Genomic DNA, 21,031 nt, shown 5'->3' on the forward strand with positions numbered 1-21,031 from the left:
AACTATACACCAGTTTACGTTAATTTGATTAGCCCAAAAAAAAACAGCTTATTAAAATGAAAATTTTACTGTTTGGAGCATCTGGTTCAGGAACCACAACATTGGGAATTGAAATTGAGAAAAAAACAGCTTATAAACATTTAGACGTTGACGATTATTATTGGAAGAAGACTATACCACCCTTTCAAGAAAAAATACCATTGATAGAGCGTAATGAAAATCTGAAAATCGATTTCAATACATTTGAAAATGTAATTGTGAGTGGTTCGATGGTGAGTTGGGGAAAAGAATGGGAAACAGCCTTTGATTTAGGGGTTTTCATCCGATTAGAAAACACCAAAAGAATGGAACGGCTTAGAAAAAGGGAAGCTGAGCGTTATGGAGAAAAGCTTCTGACTGATCAAAAAACTAAAAAGAATTCCGAGGCTTTTTTAGCATGGGCTAATCAATATGAAAACCCGCATTTTAAAGGTAGATCTTTAAAAATTCATAATGATTGGATTGAATTACTCAATTGTAAAGTATTGAGATTAGATGGAGAAACTGAATTGAATGATAAAGTAAAAAAAATATTAGCAGAAATAAATACCTAATACCATATATAAAACATTGAGCTCTGTATTAAAATTTACCCAAAAGTCATTGCATATTTACATTGATTTCACATAAGGCACTTTAAAATAGAAACATCAAGACTACAAAATTATGTCAGAATTACACATAAAAACGAACCCAAAGGTTGCATCGGTTTACCATAATTATTCTGATTTTGTTCGTGAAAAAATAACTCATCTTCGTAACTTAATTATAGAAACAGCAGAAGAAATAGAGGAAATAACTTCTATAGAAGAAACTCTAAAATGGGGAGAACCTAGTTTTTTAACGAAAAAAGGAAGTACTATAAGAATTGATTGGAAAAAAAGTAAGCCTGATCAATACGGAATGTATTTTCAGTGTACAAGTAAATTAGTCACCACCTTCAGAGTTATATATAAAGACACTTTTCAATTCGAAGGGAATCGAGCAATAATTTTTCCGATACAAGAAGACATTCCAAAAAAAGAATTGCAAAATTGTATTAGAGCAGCCTTGACCTATCACACTGTAAAGCATTTACCTACATTAGGAATATAAAAAAAGCATATAAATAATTATTTATATGCTTTTTATTTTAAGGAATGTATTATTCAGAAAAAGTATCTATACGGTAAACTATAATATTTGCGCAGTATGATCCTTTGTTTTTACCTTTAAAATAACCTCAGAAAGCACCCCATTTTCATCAATTACAAAAGTTGTGCGATGAATTCCGTCATATTCTTTACCCATGAATTTTTTAGGACCCCAAACTCCAAATGCTTCAATGACTTTCTTATCTTCATCTGCAAGTAACGGATAAGGTAATTCATATTTATTTTTGAAATTCTGTTGTCGTTTTGCACTATCTGCACTTACTCCTAAAATTTCGTATCCTTGCGCTTGAAAAGTTTGGTAATTATCTTTCAGGTTACAGGCTTCAGCTGTACATCCTGGAGTACTGGCTTTAGGATAGAAAAAAACGACCAGTTTTTTCCCTTTATAATCTTCTAAGCTAATGGTATTTCCATCTTGATCCAGTGCTGAGAAGTTAGGAGCTTTGTCTCCTACTTTTAATGTTGTCATGCTTTAACGATTAGTGTGAAAAATAAAAAATAAAAACATGTATCTATGTTTTCGATAAAATTAATGTAAAAATTATAATCCCATATTCTTTTATCAAAAATTTATGCCTTGTTAAACCATATACTTCCCTTAAAATATTTCTTACTTTAGCATAAAATATACTATTAACATGACCAAACAGGAAAAGGTAGATTTCACCATAAAGACACTTAAAGAATTATATCCCACTATTCCGATTCCGTTAGATCACAAAGACCCTTACACCTTACTCATAGCAGTATTAATGAGTGCTCAAAGTACAGATGTTAGAGTAAATCAAATCACTCCTCTCCTATTCGAACGCGCAGATAATCCATATACAATGATAAAATTATCTGTAGAAGAAATACGAGAAATCATAAAACCTGTTGGTTTAAGTCCCATGAAATCTAAAGGAATCCATGGACTTTCAAAGATTTTAATTGAAAAGCATAACGGACAGGTTCCTCAGAGTTTTGAAGCTTTAGAAGAATTACCAGCGGTAGGACATAAAACTGCAAGTGTAGTTATGTCGCAAGCCTTTGGTGTTCCTGCATTTCCCGTAGATACGCATATACATCGCTTAATGTATCGATGGGGGTTTAGTAATGGTAAAAATGTAACACAAACAGAAAAAGACGCAAAGCGTTTATTTCCAAGGGAATTATGGAATGATCTTCATTTACAAATTATTTGGTATGGAAGAGAATACTCTCCTGCCAGAGGTTGGAACCTTGATCAAGATATCATTACCAAAACTATTGGGAGAAAGACTGTAATTAACGAGTATAGAAAAAAATAAAAGACCTGTTTCAAATGAGACAGGTCTTTTACAAAGTTTAGTTTTAATTTAGAAGTGCTTCAAACTTCATATTTTTATAATCTATAACACTTAAAGCCTTTGAGTAATTCAAAAGAAAATCTACTGTAATTTTCTTTGGTACTAATTGTTGTTGCTCCTCTTTTCGAGAAGACTTAAAGTAAAATTTTGCCATATTAATTAATCTTAAATTAAGGGTTATTTATAGTAAATAACGAGGCAAATAATACTTTATTGCATAAAGAAATGTTAATTTGTTAAAACGATATTGTTTTTCTCAATAACCTTTCTCAAGTTAATCAATGCATATCTCATACGTCCTAAAGCTGTATTGATGCTTACACCTGTCTTATCTGATATCTCCTTAAAACTCATATCACGATACATACGCATCACTAATACTTCTTTTTGATCTTCAGGAAGTTCTTGTATTAAATTACGAAGATCTTCTTCAACTTGGTCTTTTATAATTCTTTTTTCGGCATTCAAATCTCCATCGCTAATAATAGAAAAAATACTAAACTCTCCATTATCTTCAAACTTAGGCATACGATTTCCTTTTCTAAAGTGGTCAATAACCAAGTTGTGCGCAATACGCATTACCCATGGTAGAAATTTTCCTTCTTCGTTATATTTTCCAAGTTTTAAAGTACGTATCACTTTAATAAATGTATCCTGAAAAATATCCTCAGATACATCACGATCAAATACTTTAGAGTAAATAAAACTGTAAATACGTTGTTTATGTCTTTCGATCAGTGTAGATAAAGCGCTTTCATCGCCTTTGATGTAATTGTTAACCAGAACTGCATCTGATATTTTGTAATCCTTCATACCTATTACTTTATTTTAGTACCAACAAGCTTGGGGCTCGGGCTATGTTAAACTTTAAAGTAAAGGTGTGCTATAGGCAGTTATTTTTTAGATTTTGGTTCAATTACAGGGGCTAATATAATAACAATCCTCGAGAATCAAACTATTTCTTGTTAATTTTTTTAACTTAACTTTCAATATCAATCCTCTTTACTACTTCTCAACTAATCGTTATATTTGCGCTCTTACCGCATATTCACTATGATTCAAGACATTACGACTTTAGATTCTAAGCATAATATATTAATTAAAGGAGCTAAGCTTCATAATCTCAAAAATTTGGATGCAGCCATTCCAAGAAATAAACTAGTGGTAATCACTGGGTTATCTGGATCGGGTAAATCTAGTTTAGCTTTTGATACGTTATATGCAGAAGGTCAACGTAGATATGTAGAGAGTTTATCTTCTTATGCCCGACAATTTTTAGGAAGATTAAACAAACCCAAAGTCGATTATATAAAGGGTATAGCACCAGCAATTGCAATTGAACAAAAGGTGAACTCCACCAATCCGCGATCTACTGTTGGAACTACTACAGAAATTTATGACTATCTAAAATTACTCTTTGCCAGAATTGGCAAAACCTACTCACCTATTTCTGGTAATCAGGTCAAAAAAGATACTGTTACCGATGTTATTGAATATATAAAAACGTTTAAAGAAGGTGAAAAATTACTCCTCCTTGCTCCTATTCATGTAGAAAATGGCCGTACAACCGAAGAAAAATTAAAAGTACTACAACAACAAGGATATGCTCGTGTAAAAATTAATGATACAGTTAGTAGAATAGAAGAAGTACATATTACAAAAAAAGATACGGTACATCTTGTTATAGATCGTATCATAAAAAGAGATGAAGAAGATTTCTATAATCGACTTGCAGATGCTGTAAGCTCAGCTTTTTTTGAAGGAAAAGGCACTTGTTTTGTAGAGACGCTACTAGATAGTAGTGTACGACAATTTAGTAATAAATTTGAGTTAGACGGAATTACATTTCTAGAACCTAATGTACATTTATTTAGTTTTAATAATCCATATGGCGCTTGTCCTGAATGCGAAGGCTATGGAGATGTTATTGGTATTGATGAAGATTTAGTGGTTCCTAATACTTCACTTAGTGTATTCGAAGGTGCTATTTTTCCTTGGAAAGGAGATACAATGGGTTGGTATAAAGACCAACTTGTTAATAATGCGTATAAATTTGATTTTCCTATTCATAAACCATACTTCGAATTATCTCTCGCAGATAAGGAATTACTATGGAAAGGAAATAAATATTTTGAAGGAATAGATAGTTTCTTTATAGAATTAGAAGCTAAAGCTTATAAAATACAGAATCGTGTAATGCTTTCACGCTATCGCGGAAAGACAAAATGTGCGACTTGTAAAGGAAAACGTCTTCGTTCAGAAACAAATTATGTAAAAATTGGTGATGCTACATTGACTGATTTAGTCGAAAAACCGTTAAATGAATTAGCGGATTTTTTCAAAAATCTGACGTTAAATGAATATGATGCTCAAATAGGAAAGCGTTTGCTAAAAGAAATCAACAGCAGGCTAGAATTTCTTGATAATGTAGGACTACAATACTTAACATTAAATAGAAAATCAAATACACTATCTGGTGGTGAGTCTCAGCGAATCAACCTAGCAACTTCTTTGGGTAGTAGTTTGGTAGGATCAATGTATATTTTAGATGAACCAAGTATAGGTTTACATCCCAAAGACACAGAAAAATTAATCAAAGTGTTATTGTCTTTAAGAGATTTAGGTAATACAGTTATCGTGGTAGAACATGATGAGGATATTATGAAAGCTGCTGATGAGATATTAGATATTGGGCCAGAAGCAGGAACCTTTGGTGGACATCTGGTAGCTACTGGAACTTTTGACCAAATTTTAAAAGCAGATTCTCTTACCGCAAAATATTTAAATGGTGATTTAACTATAGAAATCCAAAAAAAAAGACAAACTTCTAAATATTATTTAGAGATCCTAGGAGCACGAGAAAATAACTTAAAAAATATTGATGTAAAAATTCCTTTGGGTATTTTTACAGCAGTTACTGGGGTTTCAGGTAGTGGAAAAAGTACTTTAATAAAGAAAATAGTATATCCATCTGTATTAAAACAATTAGGAGGATATGGAGAAAAAGCTGGTCAATTTACAGAGTTAAAAGGTAATTACAGTAATATTAAACACGTAGAATTTGTCGATCAAAACCCAATAGGTCGTTCTTCTAGATCTAATCCTGTAACCTATATTAAAGCTTACGATGATATTCGTAGTTTATTTGCAAGTCAGAAACTATCTAAGATACGTAATTATCAATCCAAGCACTTTTCTTTTAATGTTGATGGAGGTCGTTGTGAAACTTGTAAAGGCGAAGGTGAAGTTACCATCGAAATGCAGTTTATGGCAGATGTGCATCTGGAATGTGAGACTTGTGGAGGAAAACGATTTAAAAAAGATGTATTAGAGGTTACTTTTGAAGATAAAAATATTGATGATATCCTCACGATGACCATTGATAATGCCATCGATTTCTTTTCTGAAAATAATCAAACTAAAATCATTCGCAAGTTACAACCTTTACAGGATGTAGGACTCGGATACGTACAGTTAGGGCAAAGCTCCTCTACGCTATCTGGTGGTGAGGCACAACGAATAAAACTAGCATCTTTTCTGGTAAAAGGAAATACAAAAGATAAAGCCTTGTTTATTTTTGATGAACCTACTACAGGATTGCATTTTCACGATATTAAAAAACTACTGAAATCATTTAATGAACTGATAGATAAAGGACATTCAATTTTGGTGATCGAACATAATCTGGATTTAGTAAAATGCGCCGATTATGTAATTGATTTAGGGCCTGAAGGTGGTAAAAACGGAGGGAATGTTGTAGCACAAGGAACTCCTGAAGAACTAAGCAAAAACAAAAAATCGTATACAGGTCAGTATCTAAAGGAAAAGCTATAAAATATTAACAAAATTGTAATACATATACTGTAAATAAAGACAAAGTATTTCGGCTAAGTACTAATAATAACTATAAAGCCAAAGACGATGTCTCTTACTGAACAATTAAAAACTCGCGCTGCTCAATCTGCTGCTAAATATCCTGAAACGATTCATAAAATAATGAATAATGGGATTGCTATACTAAAAGATGCTCAACTTGTAGATAGGGCGTTAAAAACTGGAGATAAAATTCCTGAAATAATACTACCTAATGCAGCAAATCAAAATGTATCAGTTCAGGAACTATTAGTGACTAATAAAGTAATCCTTTCTTTCTACCGTGGTGGTTGGTGTCCCTATTGTAATATGGAACTGAGAGCATTACAAAACTCCCTAGATGAATTCGAAAAATTAGGAGCAACTCTAGTTGCTATAAGTCCAGAAATACCAGATAACTCTTTAACTACTTCAGAAAAGAATAACTTAAGTTTTGAAGTTCTTTCCGATCTTGATAATAAAATAGCCAAAGCATTCAACCTAGTATTTACATTGCCTAAAGACCTAATAGAAGTCTACAAAGGATTCGGAATTGATTTAACACAAAGTAATGGCAATCAAGATCATCAATTACCTATATCCGCAACCTATATTATCGATCAAGACGGAACTATTAGCTACGACTTCATCAAGGAAGATTACAAAGAAAGAGCTGATCCAGAAAAAATAATCAAGCATTTAAAAATCAAGTGATTACACCTTGTTTTGAGTAAATTTTCTTATAACTAAAAAAATTTTGGCACGCGATTTGGTTACTTATTAATCAAATAGCGGAAACCGAAAAGCTAATGAGTAGGTAAAAACCCAAAACATTTTAGTTATGAAAAAAATGATACTTTTTATCGCAGCAATGTTACTAGTTGGAACAGCTGCACAAGCGGCCGATCAAAAACTGTCGGATCAAGTTGATAGGGTTACAAAACGCTATCGTTACGCACAGCCTATTGTACTTGTCGAAGGTGGTGTAACATTCTTTGTTTATCCAAATGGGGATATTGATTTTAAAACTCCTAAACGAAGAAACTATAATCAGTGGGATTGGAATTCTAGAAATTATAATTCACCAGGACGTACAAGAGGATATAGATATAATAATCGTTATACAGTAAGATATGATTACTATGGAAGATTAAACCGTGTAGGGTTAACTACTATAGGATATAATAGATATGATCAAGTAAGAAGAATTGGATCTGTCTTAATGAGATATAATAGAAGAGGAACACTAGCACAGGTTGGAGGATTACGTATCTATTATGGAAAGTATGGTCGTATCAAACATATTGAAGGTAATATACATTATACTGGTTGTGGTTTTTGTGGAGTCGATGGTTGTAGTGTGACACATGATCCATATTATAATTTTAATGGAAGATCAAACCAGTATGATAGAAATGAACACGATAATGATCATTACTACAAGAACAGAAAAAGAAAAAAGAAATATAGTGATCAAGATGATGATTAATATAAATTAGTTGGTTAGTTGTTAGAAGCCCTGTTACCTCTTTGGTAACGGGGCTTCTTTTTAACTAAAAATGTTAACCTTTCTTCTGGACACGACTATTATTTTATATTTATATCAACAATATAAAATTAGATTATACAGATGAAATTTTACAAATCCATACTTCTTCTATTTTTTACTTTAATAATCTCTGAGAGTGTTGCCCAAAAAATGGAATTTGAAGATTACGATCCTCCTTCTACACTAGTAGTTCCTGAAACAATTATTAAAAAAGCTAAGTTTCCTTTTATTGATGTTCATAATCATCAATTCAGAATGCCTACACAAGACCTTAGTGAAGTTGTAACAGAAATGGATAAACTTAATATGGCGGTAATGGTTAATTTATCTGGTCGAGGAAGAGGTTCCGACGAACACCTTCAAGGTGCATTGAAAAATGTAAAAACCAATCAACCAAATCGTTTTATTGTTTTTACAAATATTAGATTAGAAGGAATCGATGATCCAGATTGGACGACAAAAACGGTTACTCAAATTGAAAAAGATGTTGCTCTTGGCGCAAACGGGTTGAAAATATACAAAAGCCAAGGAATGGATAGTAAAGATAATCAAGGCAATAGAATAAAGATTGATGATCCGCGTATTGGACCTGTTTGGGAAAAATGTGGAGAACTAGGAATACCTGTATTAATTCACGCAGCTGATCCAAAACCTTTCTGGGATGCTCACGACAATCAAAATGAACGTTGGTTAGAATTAAAATTACGTTCGCGACGAAAAAGAGATGCTGATGTAACGGGCTCTTGGGAAACGATTATAAAAGAACAACATAACATTTTTAGAAAACATAAAAACACCAAATTCATTAATGCACATTTGGGATGGTACGGAAATAACCTTGCAAAACTAGGACAATTATTAGACGAAATGCCAAATATGTATACAGAAATTGGAGCCGTAATCGCAGAATTAGGACGACAGCCACGAAATGCAAAAGCTTTCCTTACAAAATATCAGGATAGAGTAATGTTTGGAAAGGATTCCTGGAAGCCTAAAGAATATTACACCTATTTTAGGGTACTAGAATCCAATGATGAGTATTTCCCCTATTATAAAAGATATCATGCATTCTGGAAAATGTATGGATTGGATCTGGACGATGAAGTTTTAAAAAAAATATATTATAAAAATGCATTGAAAGTAGTGCCTAATATAGATGCTAGTTTATTTCCAAAATAACTTATATAAATACAGAGAGTATTTTTAAAAATACTCTCTGTATATTATTTTTAATCGTCCTATTGTATAATAATAGTTTGGGATACTTTTTCAAACCCATATCCAGAAGTTAGTATATATTGCCCTGCAGATAATCCTTCAGAGCTTAACTGAACAGTATTACGACCCACTTTTCCTGGGTGATCGAATTCTCTTACCTTCTTACCATTAATAGTATATAACACAATTTTTATCAATTCTGAATCTTTCAAAATAATATCACTAAAGATTGGTTTTCCTCTTTGAATTGGATTTGGATAGGTAGTTATACCATTTATATTTCCAAATCCTTTATTAAAGGTATTGTCATTAATCGATGCTCTAGCCGAAACCGAAACAAAAACTGGATCACTATAAATTACTAATCCAGGAACGGCAGCATTCCGTACTTCACAAGAATAGGTGTCACTTGTTGAAACTGCAAATGAAGATGTATTCGGTCCTGAAGGATTCCAAGTATAATCCATTCCTCCTCCTACATTTACTGAAATCGTATTTCCAGATACAGTTGTTGCCACATTACGTTGTCTATTATACGAAAAACTAAAGGTTCCTAGAATACTACTATATGGTAATAAATCATCAAAATGTAAATTATTATTTCGTACGTGTAAATGACTTAAAGTTCGACCTGAACCAGTAACATTAGAAGGTAACATCAAGTCTTCAAAAAAATTGTTTTCAGCATTACACAAAACAATTTTTGGCATCATTGAGATATCAAGCGTGCCTCCTATCTGATTATCTTTTATAATAAAATATAACATTTCATCATAAGTTCCTGACATTATTAATTGACTTAATCCCAACCCTTGCACTCTAAAATCCAGTAGTTTTCTCATACTAGAGATATCCATAGTTCTTCCTGGAGTAACAGGATTGTTGTAAAAATAAAACCTACCTAATTCTGGGTGTGATCCTAATTTAAAATCTGTGAATTGATTATTAAATGCATAACATAATCTAAGATTTGGCATCATAGAAATATCGAGTGTACCTCCTATTTGATTATCCCTTATAATAAAATACAACATCTCATCATAAGTTCCAGACATAATCAATTGACTCAACTCTAATCCTTGTATTCTAAAATCCAATAGTTTTCTCATACCAGAAATATCCATAGTTCTTCCTGGAGTAATTGGATTGTTATAAAAATAAAACCTGCTTAACTCAGCGCCAGTACCTAGGCTAAAATTGGTAAATTGATTATTATGAGCATAACACAATCTCAAATTAGGCATTCTTGAAATATCCAAGGTTCCAGAAATTTGATTATCTCTAATAATGAAATATAAAAGATTATTATAAGTACCTGTTGTTATTATATCTGCTAAATTCAAACTCGCTGCTCTAAAATCAATCAACTGAGTCATTCTAGAAATATCAATCGTTTTACCTGGCGTAAAAGGATTATTTTGGATATGTACTCGTTGTAATACATCGTTATTCCCAAATCTTATATCGGTTAAATCATTATTTGATGTATGTAAATCAAGTAACGATGGCATTGCAGTGATATCTAAAATACCAGAAATATCATTATCTCTTATACTTAACCTTTTTAACTCTGTTAGGTTTCGAAAAGAAGCTGGAATTGTACCTGATATATTATTACCAGATAAACGAAGTTCTGTTACTCTACAATTTTCAACTTTAACTCCTTTCCAAGTCTCTATTGGACCAGCCAACCAATTCGTACTATCGATCCAGGAAGGACCATTGGTACTATTGTAAAAATCGATCAAAGCCTGACGATCTCTATCATAATCACTGATACTAGAAGAAAAAATCCCTAAACTTACCGAATTTAAAAGCGAGGTACTATCTACAATTACATTATAATCTCCAATATCAGAACTGCTAAAATTGTGTACGGTCAATGAAGAAGAAGTAGCTCCACTAATGTGAACTCCATTCAAAGTCCATTGATATGTGGTTCCCGATATGGGTGATGTTAAAGTTGTTGAAGTACCTTCTACAATGGTAATATTTGAAAAAGCCTCTGCTTGAACCGAAATATTTGGTTGTCCTACAGTACATTGCCCAAAAGTCACATCTCCTAGTATCCCTATAAATAAGGTCATGATGCTTGTTAGTTTTAAGAAATAAGATTTCATGTTTTTTTGTTTTAAGATGATTTAATACTTTTTTGTGGACATTTCCTTCCTAAGGTTAACATTTACCACAAACAAAAAACAACAACATACTTATTATCAATAATTTACAATCTAAAAATACATTAACAACACTTATTTAAATACGTTAAAAACTCTACTTTTTATTCCAAAATTAATTTTTGGCACACTGCTTGATACTATTAAAACGAGTGATAAAAACTAATTTTTACCACTTTTTTAAAATCACAGATTATGAAAAATATTGTTTTACTTTTTACTGGCTTATTATTAGCATCTTTTACTGCAAACGCATTAGATACTAATTCAGAAACCGTTTCTAGATATTATAATTATGGAAAGTCTTTCATCTTTAGTGAAAATGGAGTTGAGTTCTCTGTATATGCTGATGGCCAATTTGACTTTTATGTAAACAGACCTAGAGGAGGCGTAAGCGTAAATATTAATAAACCTGGAGTAAACATAAGTTTCAATTCTGGATATGATTATGATTCATATGTACAATACGATGATTATGGAGCTGTAGTACAGGTAGAAAATGTTCCTGTTTTTTATGACTATTATGGTAGAATTAGTCAAGCAGGTGATGTATATATTAACTATAATCGTTTTGGTAGAGTTTCTCGAGTAGGCGGATTATATGTTAACTATAACACGTATGGAGATTTTATAAACTGTACGGGATATATCAATAGTTTTAACAGGTATTATACATACAGACCATTTCACGCATTTTTCACTGTTCCTTTAGCAACTAGATGTATTGTGTTTAATAGACCATACAGAAGATATTATACGCCATACAGATGTTCTTATACCGTATACAGAAACAACTATTTTAACGGTTATTATGCTAAACCATACAGAAGCCGTAACTATTACAGGCCACATAATAGAATTACTAGTTACCATAGAGGTTCAAGAACTAGTAGAGCCAGAAGCTTAGACTATAGAAGTCGTGATAGAAGAACTGCAATGTATACTAGAAATGATCGTAATTATAATACTGTAAATCGTAGTAGATCAAATACTGTAAACAGAACAAGGTCCAGATCTAATGATAATGTATCAAGAAATATTACTAGGAATCGTACAGTTACTCCTAATTCTAGAACAAGAACAGTAACTAGAAGTACTAGGTCTAACAATCAAGTACGTGCTAACAATGGAAATAGAGTACAATCAAATTCTAGAAGTACACAAAATAGAAATCGTGTACAAACTACTCAAAGAAGTAGAAATACAATCGCTAATCGTTCTTCTAGAAACAAAGATAAAGTAAGAACTCCTAGAAGTTCAAGAAATCAAAGATCTGTGAACAGATCAAGTTCTGCACAGAGATCACAAAAGGTTACTAGAAGCAATCGTTCTCGAAATGTAACAAAACCTGCTAATAACCGTCGTTATACTAGTAAAGGAACAAACAGTTCAAGATCAAAAGCACAAAAGCAAAGAAGCAATTCTTCTAACAGAAAATCGAGATCAAATAATTCTAGATCTCGTACTGCAAGAAGTAGAAGCTAAAATGAACAATATATAAGAATTTATTTTTTTGGTTGGTTAGTTGGAAAATCCCCCAGAGTAGTATGCTTAGGCACCTCGGGGGATTTTCTTTTTTTATTGCCTATAGACACTATATAACTACTTACTAAATAACTATCTTTATTCTCATTAAACCTCTTTGCCACGATTAAGAACAATATGGGAAAAAAATTAAAAGCATTAAATAAAGATCTAGTTGAATTCATAAAAACTCAAAAACTTTTTTTTGTTGGAACTGCTGCACATGAAGGGCGAGTTAACATTTCTCCAAAAGGAATGGATACCTTTAGAATTCTTAATCACAAAAAGATCATCTGGTTAAATCTTACAGGAAGTGGAAATGAAACAGCCGCACACTTATTAAAAAATAACAGAATGACGATTCTGTTTTGCGCTTTTGAAGGAAAACCTATGATTTTAAGATTATATGGTGAAGCCAAAATATTTCATAAAAGAGATCAAAAATATGATGAATATATTTCTCTTTTCCCAAAAACTCCTGGATCCAGACAAATCATAGAAATGCATATTGACTTGGTACAAACTTCTTGCGGATATGCAGTGCCTTTTATGGATTTTAAAGAAGAAAGAACACAATTAAAATCTTGGGCAGAAAAACAAGGAAAAGATCGAATTGAACAGTATTGGAAAGAAAAAAATGCGAAAAGTATCGATGGTTTTGAAACGAATATTTAATCTATAAAATAGACTATCCAATTTTAAATACTTTTTTGATAACAGTATTAATATCAGAAGATATGTTAAGAATAAATAGGACACTTATATAGCCTAGTCCAATAAGTATACTTTTCATTCCTATATTTACTAATGGGTTAAACTGAAAATTCCAAAAATAAAACCCAAATACGAATACTACGATCAGTACAAAAGTTACCCATGTTTTTTGTGAAAATGGATTCATTTTAAACTTAGTATATACAATCCATAATTTCAATAAATTATAACAGAATACAGCACCAAACGTAGCTATAGCTGCACCCGTAACTCCAAATATCGGTATACAGATCAAATTAAGAATAAAAGCAAGGATCGCCATTCCTATTCCTATATATAGAATTAATCTATAGTAATCCGAATTAAATAATATCGAGTTATTGTTTCCCAAAAGGTTATCAAATAACTTTGTTATACCTATCAAAAGCACCACCCAAATAAACAATTCATATTCATCTGGAATCAACTCAAAAAGTTGATGCACATTACATAAAATAAGAATGAATATTAACCCACTAATGGCAAAAAGATTTAAAGAACTTTTTTTATATAATTCATGTAATTGCTTAAAACCCTTTTCGTTAATCAATTTAGCAGTTAATGGATAGGTAATTTGATGCATTGCGCGAGATGGGATAATAATAACGCTAGCGATATACGCACAGATACCATATTTAGCAACATTTTCTATTGGCAAATACCGTTCTATCATCGTTTTATCCAAGTCGATCAATAAAGTAGCAACAGAGCCCGCTAATAATATTAGAATAGAATATTTAAAAACAGAAACATAGTTGTTAGGTAATGAAAAACTAATCTTAAACTCATGTAGATTAAACGCATATAACATCATAATTATCAACCTTAGCACATAAACCCCAACAAGGGCATATATAAACTGTTCTATGGTAATTATTTTATAATAAACAAGTACTAAAAGAATCATTAAACCTATCCTAACGAATAACTCTTTTATAATATTTCCATATACACTTTTCAATTTTACTTTGGACCAAGCAAAAAATATTTCGAAATAAGACAAGGCAATTACTAATACATAAATAGTCCATACATAAGGTTGTACTATAGTATTCTCTTCACTAAAAAAATCTAGAATGTATTGATATAAGATAGCACCAATTGCTCCTATAAATAAGGCAATGCATAATGGCAAGATGAGCATTAAGCTCAAAAATCTGTTTTGCTGGCTTTTATCTGTATATGAGGAATAAAACTTTATTATCGTATTATGCGCTCCAAAAGCCATCAAAGGCCAAATCAAATTAGATGCAGAAAGCAAATAAGCGACCAATCCGTAATATTCTTCTTCTAAAAATTTAGTAAATAAAAACAAGGTGTTAATCCCTCCAATCCCAAACCCTAATAAGGTTATAATTGTATTTTTTATGGATTGATTAACTACTACTCCCATTATTTATAAAAAAGGTTTATTTCTTCAAGTTTTTTAATACTATAGACATTTCTTTAGTAAGCGCTCTCCTACTGTACTTTTCAATCCCTAAGGTTTCTGCAATTAATTTTCCTTTTTGAAATTTTTCAAAGTACGTAATTATCGTTTTTTTTATCTCCAGATATTCATGGTATTCAAAAAAACTCCCAGAATTCGTTTCTTCTATTAATTTCGAAATATCTGCATCCTTAGGGCCAATAGCTAAAATAGGTCTTTTAGAAACCATATACTCAAATAACTTACCTGGTATAATACATTTTGTTTCATCACTATCAATTTCTATCAATAGCAAAACCTGTGAACTACGCTGAAGCCGAATCGCTTCTTTATGAGACACATATCCATTGACCTTTACATAATCAGACAATCCATATTCTTTTATAGAAGATAACACATCATCACTTACCGCTCCAACTAATTGCAGTCTAAAAGAATTTGCGAAGTCCAAATTTTCTTGACATAAGTCGTACAATGCTTTCCATAATTGTTTAGGATTTCTTCCAGATAATAAAGATCCAATATGAGAAATTGTAAATTTGGTATCTAATGTTTTTTCAGAAACAATTTCTGTATCATATCCATTGGTAATTACTGAGATAGGTTTATTTGTAATCTGCTGAAACTCATTTTTGGTAGTAAAACTAGTTACAGTAAGATGATCCGTTGCAATTAGTACTTGCTTTTCAAAAGTCTTATGTTTCGCTTTTGAGCGCTTCGTGAGTTTTAATTTATGATGATATCCTATGGTTGTCCAAGGGTCTCTAAAATCTGCAACCCAATTGATATTTAAGGTTTTCTTTAATTTTTTTCCTATCAAGTGAACACTATGTGGTGGACCAGTAGTAATAACCGTCTCAATACCTTCTTCAGAAATATATTTACTTAAAAATTTCACCGATGGTTTAATCCAAAATTTACGAGCATCTGGAATGAAAAAATTTCCTCTGATAAACAATAAAAGTCTTTGTACAAAAGATTGTTTCTCTTTTTGGGTAATAATACCTTTACTAATAGTTTTGGATGTTTTCTTAGAAAAAATCTCTGCAAAACGATACGGTTCAAAAATAGGGTGCTTAAGTATAACTGTTCCTTCGGGAATTTCAGAAAACAACGAATCATCTTCTAAAGGATACGTTGGGTTTTCTGGAATATAAACAATAGGTTCTATTCCGAATTCTTTAAAATATTTCACAAACTTAAGCCATCGCTGAACTCCAGGACCACCAGCTGGAGGCCAATAATATGTAATGAGTAATATCTTCAAAATTTCTTATAAATGCTCTTCAGAAACATCCGTATTCCGTTTCTTATATTCTAAAAACAGTGCTCCCAAAAATAATAATCCAAAGATAATCGAACTGATTAAAGTAATTGTACTACCTGTTTTTACAACTTGAGGTTCAAATTTGAATTCTATTCTATGAGTACCAGCAGGAACAAGCATACCTCTTAATGCATAATCCGTTTGCACATACTCAACAGAAGTACCATCTATAGATGCTTGCCATCCGTTCTTATAATAAATCTCGGAAAACACAACAAAACCTTCAGAAGAATTGGTAGATTCATACACCAAATGATTAGGTTTATGGTCAATTAATTTTATAGAAGCTAAGCTATCCACACTAAAAGTGTTTTTAGGTAAAAGTTCTTTAAATTTTGAATTAACTACTGCTTCTTTTTTGTTATCAATTTCCTTTAAAGCAAGAATTTCCTCATTAGCAGATGCTACAAAATTTATTTTATCTACAAACCAAGCATTTCCATTAGCATAAGTATTCTGACTGGCATGAACACCTTCTTCATCATTGGTAATAAAATACTTAACATTAAACATGTTTAGTATCGCTACATTGCCTTTAGATAAATAGAAATCGTATAAATCCATGACTCTACCTAACTTAGCAGCATGATAACCACCTAAAGCATTATGAAAATAAGATGCTCTACCAGAATTAAATGGACCTCCTAGTAGATCATAAACTCTAAAATGTTCTTTATCCTTTAAAATCTGAGTATCTGCGGCAGTGGCAATAAAAGGTTGGTTAAATTGTCTGGATGAAACAAAGTTATCTTTATTTACATATTTGTAATCAACCGAGATAAGATCGATTAGAATTAATGTTCCAATCCCAACCAATAAAAGGTTCTCCTTTAATTTCCCTTTTAAGTAAAACCAAATTCCAGATGCAATCAAGAGCACAAAAACTAAAGAACGTAGTGTATCTGCACTAAAAATTGCTTTTCTATCTTCTTTTATTGCTCTTAGATAATTGGGTCCTCCTTGATCTAATAATAATCTATCCATAGCACCACTAAAATCGAACAATACGGATTTAAACAGTAAGAATATCATCGTAATTCCCCCAACTATAGCTGTACTATATTTTAGGGCTTTTATCTTTTCTTCTTTACTTACAAAATCATTAAACAGCCTATGAAGTCCAATAATTGCAAGAATTGGAAGACATAGTTCAATAATTACCTGTATAGATGATACCGCTCTAAACTTATCATATAAAGGAACATATTCTATAAAAAATTCAGTCAAAAAGCTGAAATTACGCCCCCAGGAAAGCATTAATGTAAGTACACTTCCTCCTACTATCCACCATTTCAGTCTTCCTTTTACAAGAAACAATGCAAACACAAAAAGAAAAATCACAACAGCTCCTATATAAGCAGGAGCACCAATAAATGTTTGATCACCCCAATACGTAGGTGCACTTTTTACATAAGACTTAGCTTGAGATGGACTTACACCAAGCGCTAGTAACTCCTGATACATATTAGAATCATCCCCTACATCTTCTGCCGAGGATCCACCCATAAAACGAGGTATAAAAAGATTAAAACTTTCTAATATACCATAACTATACTCCGTGATATACTCATAATCTAATCCTGCACTTTTCTTTTCTGCTCCATTAGATTGTATTGTTAAACCAGAATCACCTCTGGTACTATATTTGGTATACTCTCTTGTTGCTAATAAATTAGTAGCATTTAACAATATTGACAGAAAAACCGCAACAGCCATAATACCAATAGACTTAAAAAAATGTGGCAATTCCTTTTTTCTATATGCATCAATTAGATAAGACACTCCTAATGCTAAAACTAATAGAAACAGATAATAAGTCATCTGAAAGTGATTAGCAGCAATTTCTAACGCCATCGAAACAGCCAACAACATAAAACCCCATACATATTTTCGCTGGAAGGTGAGTATAATTCCACTTAAAACCAAAGGCATATAACCAATAGCATGCGCTTTAGCATTATGCCCTACTCCCAATATAATTATAAAATATGTAGAAAACCCAAAGGCCAAACTACCCAAAAAAGCTAATCTATAATCAACCTTTAATACTAACAATAAAATATAGAATCCAACAAAATATAAAAAAAGATAATCAGCTGGTCTAGGTAAAAATCGAATTAATCGATCTATTTTTTTGATATAACTATGTGGATATTGAGCCCCTAATTGATATGTAGGCATCCCACCAAATGCGTTATCGGCCCAATAAGGTTCTTCTCCTGTTTGATTTCTGAAATCTGTTTGTTGCCGTGCCATTCCAGTATATTGCACTATATCATTCTGTCGCATTTTTTTCCCGCTAAGTACAGGACTGAAATAAGCGAGTGAAGCAATTATAAAACCTAAAACAACCAGTAAATGAGGTAAAAATCTTTTTAGAAAAGGCATCATGTACAAAACGATTTACGAATGAAGCGCCAAATTAATCAATTTCCTCATAATCGATGTACTCTCCAACATCTTTATTACTGGATTTTTGCTTTGGCTTTTTATCTATAGTAGTGTCTCCTACAGGAGAAGATTGAGGCTGTTGGTATTGCTGAAATTGTTGTTGAAATTTTTCTCCAGCTTTCTTTGTTACATATTTAAGCAATAGAGGACCAAATAAACGCGTTAGTATCTTTAGTCCATAATATATCAACAATAGAATGAGAATTACCTTTAATACCCCTAATAAAGAAGCTACTTGCATATTATTTTTTTTCAAAAATAAGGAACTCTCTATACAATTACATGACCTCTATCCTAAAAAAATGATAAAATCTGCTATATTTGAACCAAATCTATTGAATATGAGCCCTAAATCTATGCTACTGTTAGTTAGCCTATTCCTACTAGGCTTAACTGCATCCTCTCAATATACCGAGAAAATTAATACGAATAGACCTGGTACTTCTCAAGGTGCTTTCTCTGTTGGTAATAATGTACTACAAGTAGAAGGTGGTTTTGGTATTGGGAAAGAAAAACATAAACTATTTAAAACTAAAACAAATACATTCAATTTTGACTATACAATTAGGTACGGGCTTCTTATAGAACAATTAGAAATTAATTTAAATGGTAGCTTTAGAACTGAAGGCGTTAAACAAACCGTAGGTGCCAATGAGGAAAAAATAAGACGAACCGATTTTGAATTTAATACTATAGGAGTAAAATATCTTATTTATGATCCTTATAAAAAACCAAAAGAGAATGATTCTATAAATTACGATGAATTAAAAAGCTGGAAAGAACGATATAAATTTAAATGGAAGAATTTAATTCCTGCTGTTTCTGCATATGCAGGTATGAATTATGTAAATACAGACAATCCTTTTACCTTTCCTACAGATCAAACTATTAGTCCAAAGTTCGTGGTAATGACTCAGAATAATTGGTGGACAAGCAATGCAGGTAGTTGGGTATTGGTAACTAATCTTATTGTAGATAAAATAACCACCGATAATCCAGCTTTCGGATGGATTATAACCAGTACACATACTCTAAATGATAAATGGGCCATTTTTGGAGAATATCAAGGACAAAAAAGTAATTTTTATAGTGACGACATATTACGACTAGGAGGAGCATATCTATTTAATAACGATTTACAGATTGATGCTAATATTGCTACCAATTTTAAGGATACCCCTTCTATCTTCAGAGTTAGTGTTGGTGCATCTTACAGATTTGATTGGCATTATAAAGATGAAATTATAGAAAAGCCAGGTTTTGAAAGTGGTATCAAAGGTAAAGAAGACCTCGAAGAAGAAGAGGAAGAAGGTAAAGATAAAAATAAGGACGAAAAGGAAGATGGAGATTTCGATGAGTTAGAAGAAATAGAAAATGATAGCTTGAAGTCAGAAAAGACTCCATTTATTAATGACTTTGAAGATGGAAGCCATAGAGATGCTATGGAACAAGATCTTGATGAGAGAAGAACAGAACAACGTTTAGAACGCGAACGAATTGAAAAAGAAAAGCAGGATAAAAAAGACGATAAGAAGTTCCAAAAAGAAGAAAGAAGAAGATTGAAACGTGAAGCTAAAGAAGCTAAGCAAGCAGAAAAGGCCAAGATCAAAGCTGAAAAAGAAAAACAAAAAATGATTCAGGATATCGATGCAGAGTTAGATAAAATGGAACAAGATGAAGGTGTTGATGATGAGCTTCAGAAAATAGATGAAGAGCTAAAGAAGTTGGAGGAAATGGAAAAAGGTCTTGATGCTGAAAAAACACAAGAAAAAGAAAAGACTGAAGAAGAAAAGAAAGCTAAAGAAGACGAGGATATAGATGCTGCATACGATAAGCTTCAGAAAGATCAGGAAAAAGCTAAAAAAGAAGAAGAAAAAAGAAGAAAGAAAGAAGAGAAAAAACGTTTAAAGGAAGAAAAGAAGAAGAAAAAGGAAGAAGAAAAACGTAAGAAAGCTGAAGAAAAAAAGAAAAAAGAAGAGCAAGAAAAAAATGATGATGATAAAGGCGACGATAATGAAGATTGACCTTTGTTAGCTTTTTTAAAGTCCAAAAAAATATGAGCCGAGTACAATGTACTCGGCTTTTTTTGTGTAAATCTCTTTTAAATATTTCTATCAATTCTTGCCTTTGAACATAATAATAGTAAATAAAAAAGGCCTTTTTTTATCATTATCTTCATTTTTTAACACTAAAAATACGTAGGTTAAAATAATTCTCTTATATTTGGTTA

At 31.8% G+C, this 21,031-nt stretch carries 18 protein-coding genes; 10 read left to right on the forward strand and 8 right to left on the reverse strand.

Annotated features, from left to right (window positions below):
• Nucleotides 1-56: 56 nt before the first annotated feature.
• Nucleotides 57-593, forward strand: coding sequence for an AAA family ATPase (locus QBK95_RS09570; RefSeq protein WP_280933019.1), 537 nt, complete (start codon nucleotides 57-59; stop codon nucleotides 591-593).
• A 112-nt stretch (nucleotides 594-705) separates the two neighbouring features.
• Nucleotides 706-1,134, forward strand: coding sequence for a DUF1801 domain-containing protein (locus tag QBK95_RS09575; RefSeq protein WP_280933020.1), 429 nt, complete (start codon nucleotides 706-708; stop codon nucleotides 1,132-1,134).
• Between the two features lie 78 nt (nucleotides 1,135-1,212).
• On the opposite strand, the gene bcp is transcribed toward QBK95_RS09575, so the two are convergent.
• Entirely contained in the window at nucleotides 1,213-1,662 is a 450-nt protein-coding gene (gene bcp, locus QBK95_RS09580) for a thioredoxin-dependent thiol peroxidase (protein WP_280933021.1), read from the reverse strand.
• Between the two features lie 169 nt (nucleotides 1,663-1,831).
• Between bcp and QBK95_RS09585 the strand changes: the two genes are divergently transcribed.
• A complete protein-coding gene (locus QBK95_RS09585) occupies nucleotides 1,832-2,482 on the forward strand; it encodes an endonuclease III domain-containing protein (protein WP_280933023.1) in 651 nt (216 codons plus the stop codon).
• A 43-nt stretch (nucleotides 2,483-2,525) separates the two neighbouring features.
• Here the strand turns inward: QBK95_RS09585 and QBK95_RS09590 are convergent, their stop codons facing one another.
• Together QBK95_RS09590 and QBK95_RS09595 are read right to left on the reverse strand one after the other, a co-directional pair.
• Complete coding sequence (locus QBK95_RS09590; protein ID WP_280933025.1) at nucleotides 2,526-2,675, reverse strand: hypothetical protein; 150 nt, start codon at nucleotides 2,673-2,675, stop codon at nucleotides 2,526-2,528.
• 74 nt (nucleotides 2,676-2,749) lie between these two features.
• On the reverse strand, nucleotides 2,750-3,334 hold the full coding sequence (locus QBK95_RS09595; protein WP_280933026.1) for an RNA polymerase sigma factor: 585 nt from the start codon (nucleotides 3,332-3,334) through the stop codon (nucleotides 2,750-2,752).
• Between the two features lie 240 nt (nucleotides 3,335-3,574).
• Between QBK95_RS09595 and uvrA the strand changes: the two genes are divergently transcribed.
• The 4 genes from uvrA (at nucleotide 3,575) to QBK95_RS09615 (ending at nucleotide 9,101) form a co-directional block, all read left to right on the forward strand.
• Nucleotides 3,575-6,355, forward strand: coding sequence for an excinuclease ABC subunit UvrA (uvrA, locus tag QBK95_RS09600; protein WP_280933029.1), 2,781 nt, complete (start codon nucleotides 3,575-3,577; stop codon nucleotides 6,353-6,355).
• 87 nt (nucleotides 6,356-6,442) lie between these two features.
• Complete coding sequence (locus tag QBK95_RS09605; protein WP_280933032.1) at nucleotides 6,443-7,087, forward strand: peroxiredoxin-like family protein; 645 nt, start codon at nucleotides 6,443-6,445, stop codon at nucleotides 7,085-7,087.
• A gap of 127 nt (nucleotides 7,088-7,214) precedes the next feature.
• Nucleotides 7,215-7,862, forward strand: coding sequence for a hypothetical protein (locus QBK95_RS09610; RefSeq protein ID WP_280933034.1), 648 nt, complete (start codon nucleotides 7,215-7,217; stop codon nucleotides 7,860-7,862).
• Between the two features lie 210 nt (nucleotides 7,863-8,072).
• On the forward strand, nucleotides 8,073-9,101 hold the full coding sequence (locus QBK95_RS09615) for an amidohydrolase family protein (RefSeq protein ID WP_280933036.1): 1,029 nt from the start codon (nucleotides 8,073-8,075) through the stop codon (nucleotides 9,099-9,101).
• A gap of 59 nt (nucleotides 9,102-9,160) precedes the next feature.
• Here QBK95_RS09615 and QBK95_RS09620 read toward each other — a convergent pair whose 3' ends face one another.
• Nucleotides 9,161-11,260, reverse strand: coding sequence for a T9SS type A sorting domain-containing protein (locus QBK95_RS09620; RefSeq protein WP_280933038.1), 2,100 nt, complete (start codon nucleotides 11,258-11,260; stop codon nucleotides 9,161-9,163).
• Nucleotides 11,261-11,512: 252 nt separating this feature from the next.
• Between QBK95_RS09620 and QBK95_RS09625 the strand changes: the two genes are divergently transcribed.
• A complete protein-coding gene (locus QBK95_RS09625) occupies nucleotides 11,513-12,802 on the forward strand; it encodes a hypothetical protein (RefSeq protein ID WP_280933040.1) in 1,290 nt (429 codons plus the stop codon).
• Between the two features lie 177 nt (nucleotides 12,803-12,979).
• Entirely contained in the window at nucleotides 12,980-13,516 is a 537-nt protein-coding gene (locus QBK95_RS09630; protein WP_280933042.1) for a pyridoxamine 5'-phosphate oxidase family protein, read from the forward strand.
• Nucleotides 13,517-13,529: 13 nt separating this feature from the next.
• Here QBK95_RS09630 and QBK95_RS09635 read toward each other — a convergent pair whose 3' ends face one another.
• From QBK95_RS09635 to QBK95_RS09650, 4 genes are read right to left on the reverse strand one after another with little or no spacing between them, the layout of a single operon-like run.
• A complete protein-coding gene (locus QBK95_RS09635; protein ID WP_280933044.1) occupies nucleotides 13,530-14,987 on the reverse strand; it encodes a lipopolysaccharide biosynthesis protein in 1,458 nt (485 codons plus the stop codon).
• Between the two features lie 16 nt (nucleotides 14,988-15,003).
• Nucleotides 15,004-16,293, reverse strand: a complete 1,290-nt coding sequence (locus tag QBK95_RS09640) for a glycosyltransferase family 4 protein (RefSeq protein ID WP_280933236.1) — start codon at nucleotides 16,291-16,293, stop codon at nucleotides 15,004-15,006.
• Nucleotides 16,294-16,296: 3 nt separating this feature from the next.
• Complete coding sequence (locus tag QBK95_RS09645; RefSeq protein WP_280933047.1) at nucleotides 16,297-18,741, reverse strand: YfhO family protein; 2,445 nt, start codon at nucleotides 18,739-18,741, stop codon at nucleotides 16,297-16,299.
• A 31-nt stretch (nucleotides 18,742-18,772) separates the two neighbouring features.
• A complete protein-coding gene (locus QBK95_RS09650; protein ID WP_280933048.1) occupies nucleotides 18,773-19,042 on the reverse strand; it encodes a DUF4834 family protein in 270 nt (89 codons plus the stop codon).
• Nucleotides 19,043-19,142: 100 nt separating this feature from the next.
• Between QBK95_RS09650 and QBK95_RS09655 the strand changes: the two genes are divergently transcribed.
• On the forward strand, nucleotides 19,143-20,825 hold the full coding sequence (locus QBK95_RS09655) for a transporter (RefSeq protein WP_280933050.1): 1,683 nt from the start codon (nucleotides 19,143-19,145) through the stop codon (nucleotides 20,823-20,825).
• Nucleotides 20,826-21,031: the final 206 nt, after the last annotated feature.

The sequence above is a fragment of the Aquimarina mycalae genome (assembly GCF_029906345.1).
Taxonomy (GTDB): Bacteria; Bacteroidota; Bacteroidia; order Flavobacteriales; family Flavobacteriaceae; genus Aquimarina.

Bases quoted from the DNA above. Each gene is read 5' to 3' on its own strand.
- QBK95_RS09570 (WP_280933019.1), top strand. From the start codon at position 57: ATGAAAATTTTACTGTTTGGAGCATCTGGTTCAGGAACCACAACATTG.
- QBK95_RS09575 (WP_280933020.1), top strand. From the start codon at position 706: ATGTCAGAATTACACATAAAAACGAACCCAAAGGTTGCATCGGTTTAC.
- bcp (WP_280933021.1), bottom strand. From the start codon at position 1,662: ATGACAACATTAAAAGTAGGAGACAAAGCTCCTAACTTCTCAGCACTG.
- QBK95_RS09585 (WP_280933023.1), top strand. From the start codon at position 1,832: ATGACCAAACAGGAAAAGGTAGATTTCACCATAAAGACACTTAAAGAA.
- QBK95_RS09590 (WP_280933025.1), bottom strand. From the start codon at position 2,675: ATGGCAAAATTTTACTTTAAGTCTTCTCGAAAAGAGGAGCAACAACAA.
- QBK95_RS09595 (WP_280933026.1), bottom strand. From the start codon at position 3,334: ATGAAGGATTACAAAATATCAGATGCAGTTCTGGTTAACAATTACATC.
- uvrA (WP_280933029.1), top strand. From the start codon at position 3,575: ATGATTCAAGACATTACGACTTTAGATTCTAAGCATAATATATTAATT.
- QBK95_RS09605 (WP_280933032.1), top strand. From the start codon at position 6,443: ATGTCTCTTACTGAACAATTAAAAACTCGCGCTGCTCAATCTGCTGCT.
- QBK95_RS09610 (WP_280933034.1), top strand. From the start codon at position 7,215: ATGAAAAAAATGATACTTTTTATCGCAGCAATGTTACTAGTTGGAACA.
- QBK95_RS09615 (WP_280933036.1), top strand. From the start codon at position 8,073: ATGGAATTTGAAGATTACGATCCTCCTTCTACACTAGTAGTTCCTGAA.
- QBK95_RS09620 (WP_280933038.1), bottom strand. From the start codon at position 11,260: ATGAAATCTTATTTCTTAAAACTAACAAGCATCATGACCTTATTTATA.
- QBK95_RS09625 (WP_280933040.1), top strand. From the start codon at position 11,513: ATGAAAAATATTGTTTTACTTTTTACTGGCTTATTATTAGCATCTTTT.
- QBK95_RS09630 (WP_280933042.1), top strand. From the start codon at position 12,980: ATGGGAAAAAAATTAAAAGCATTAAATAAAGATCTAGTTGAATTCATA.
- QBK95_RS09635 (WP_280933044.1), bottom strand. From the start codon at position 14,987: ATGGGAGTAGTAGTTAATCAATCCATAAAAAATACAATTATAACCTTA.
- QBK95_RS09645 (WP_280933047.1), bottom strand. From the start codon at position 18,741: ATGATGCCTTTTCTAAAAAGATTTTTACCTCATTTACTGGTTGTTTTA.
- QBK95_RS09650 (WP_280933048.1), bottom strand. From the start codon at position 19,042: ATGCAAGTAGCTTCTTTATTAGGGGTATTAAAGGTAATTCTCATTCTA.
- QBK95_RS09655 (WP_280933050.1), top strand. From the start codon at position 19,143: ATGAGCCCTAAATCTATGCTACTGTTAGTTAGCCTATTCCTACTAGGC.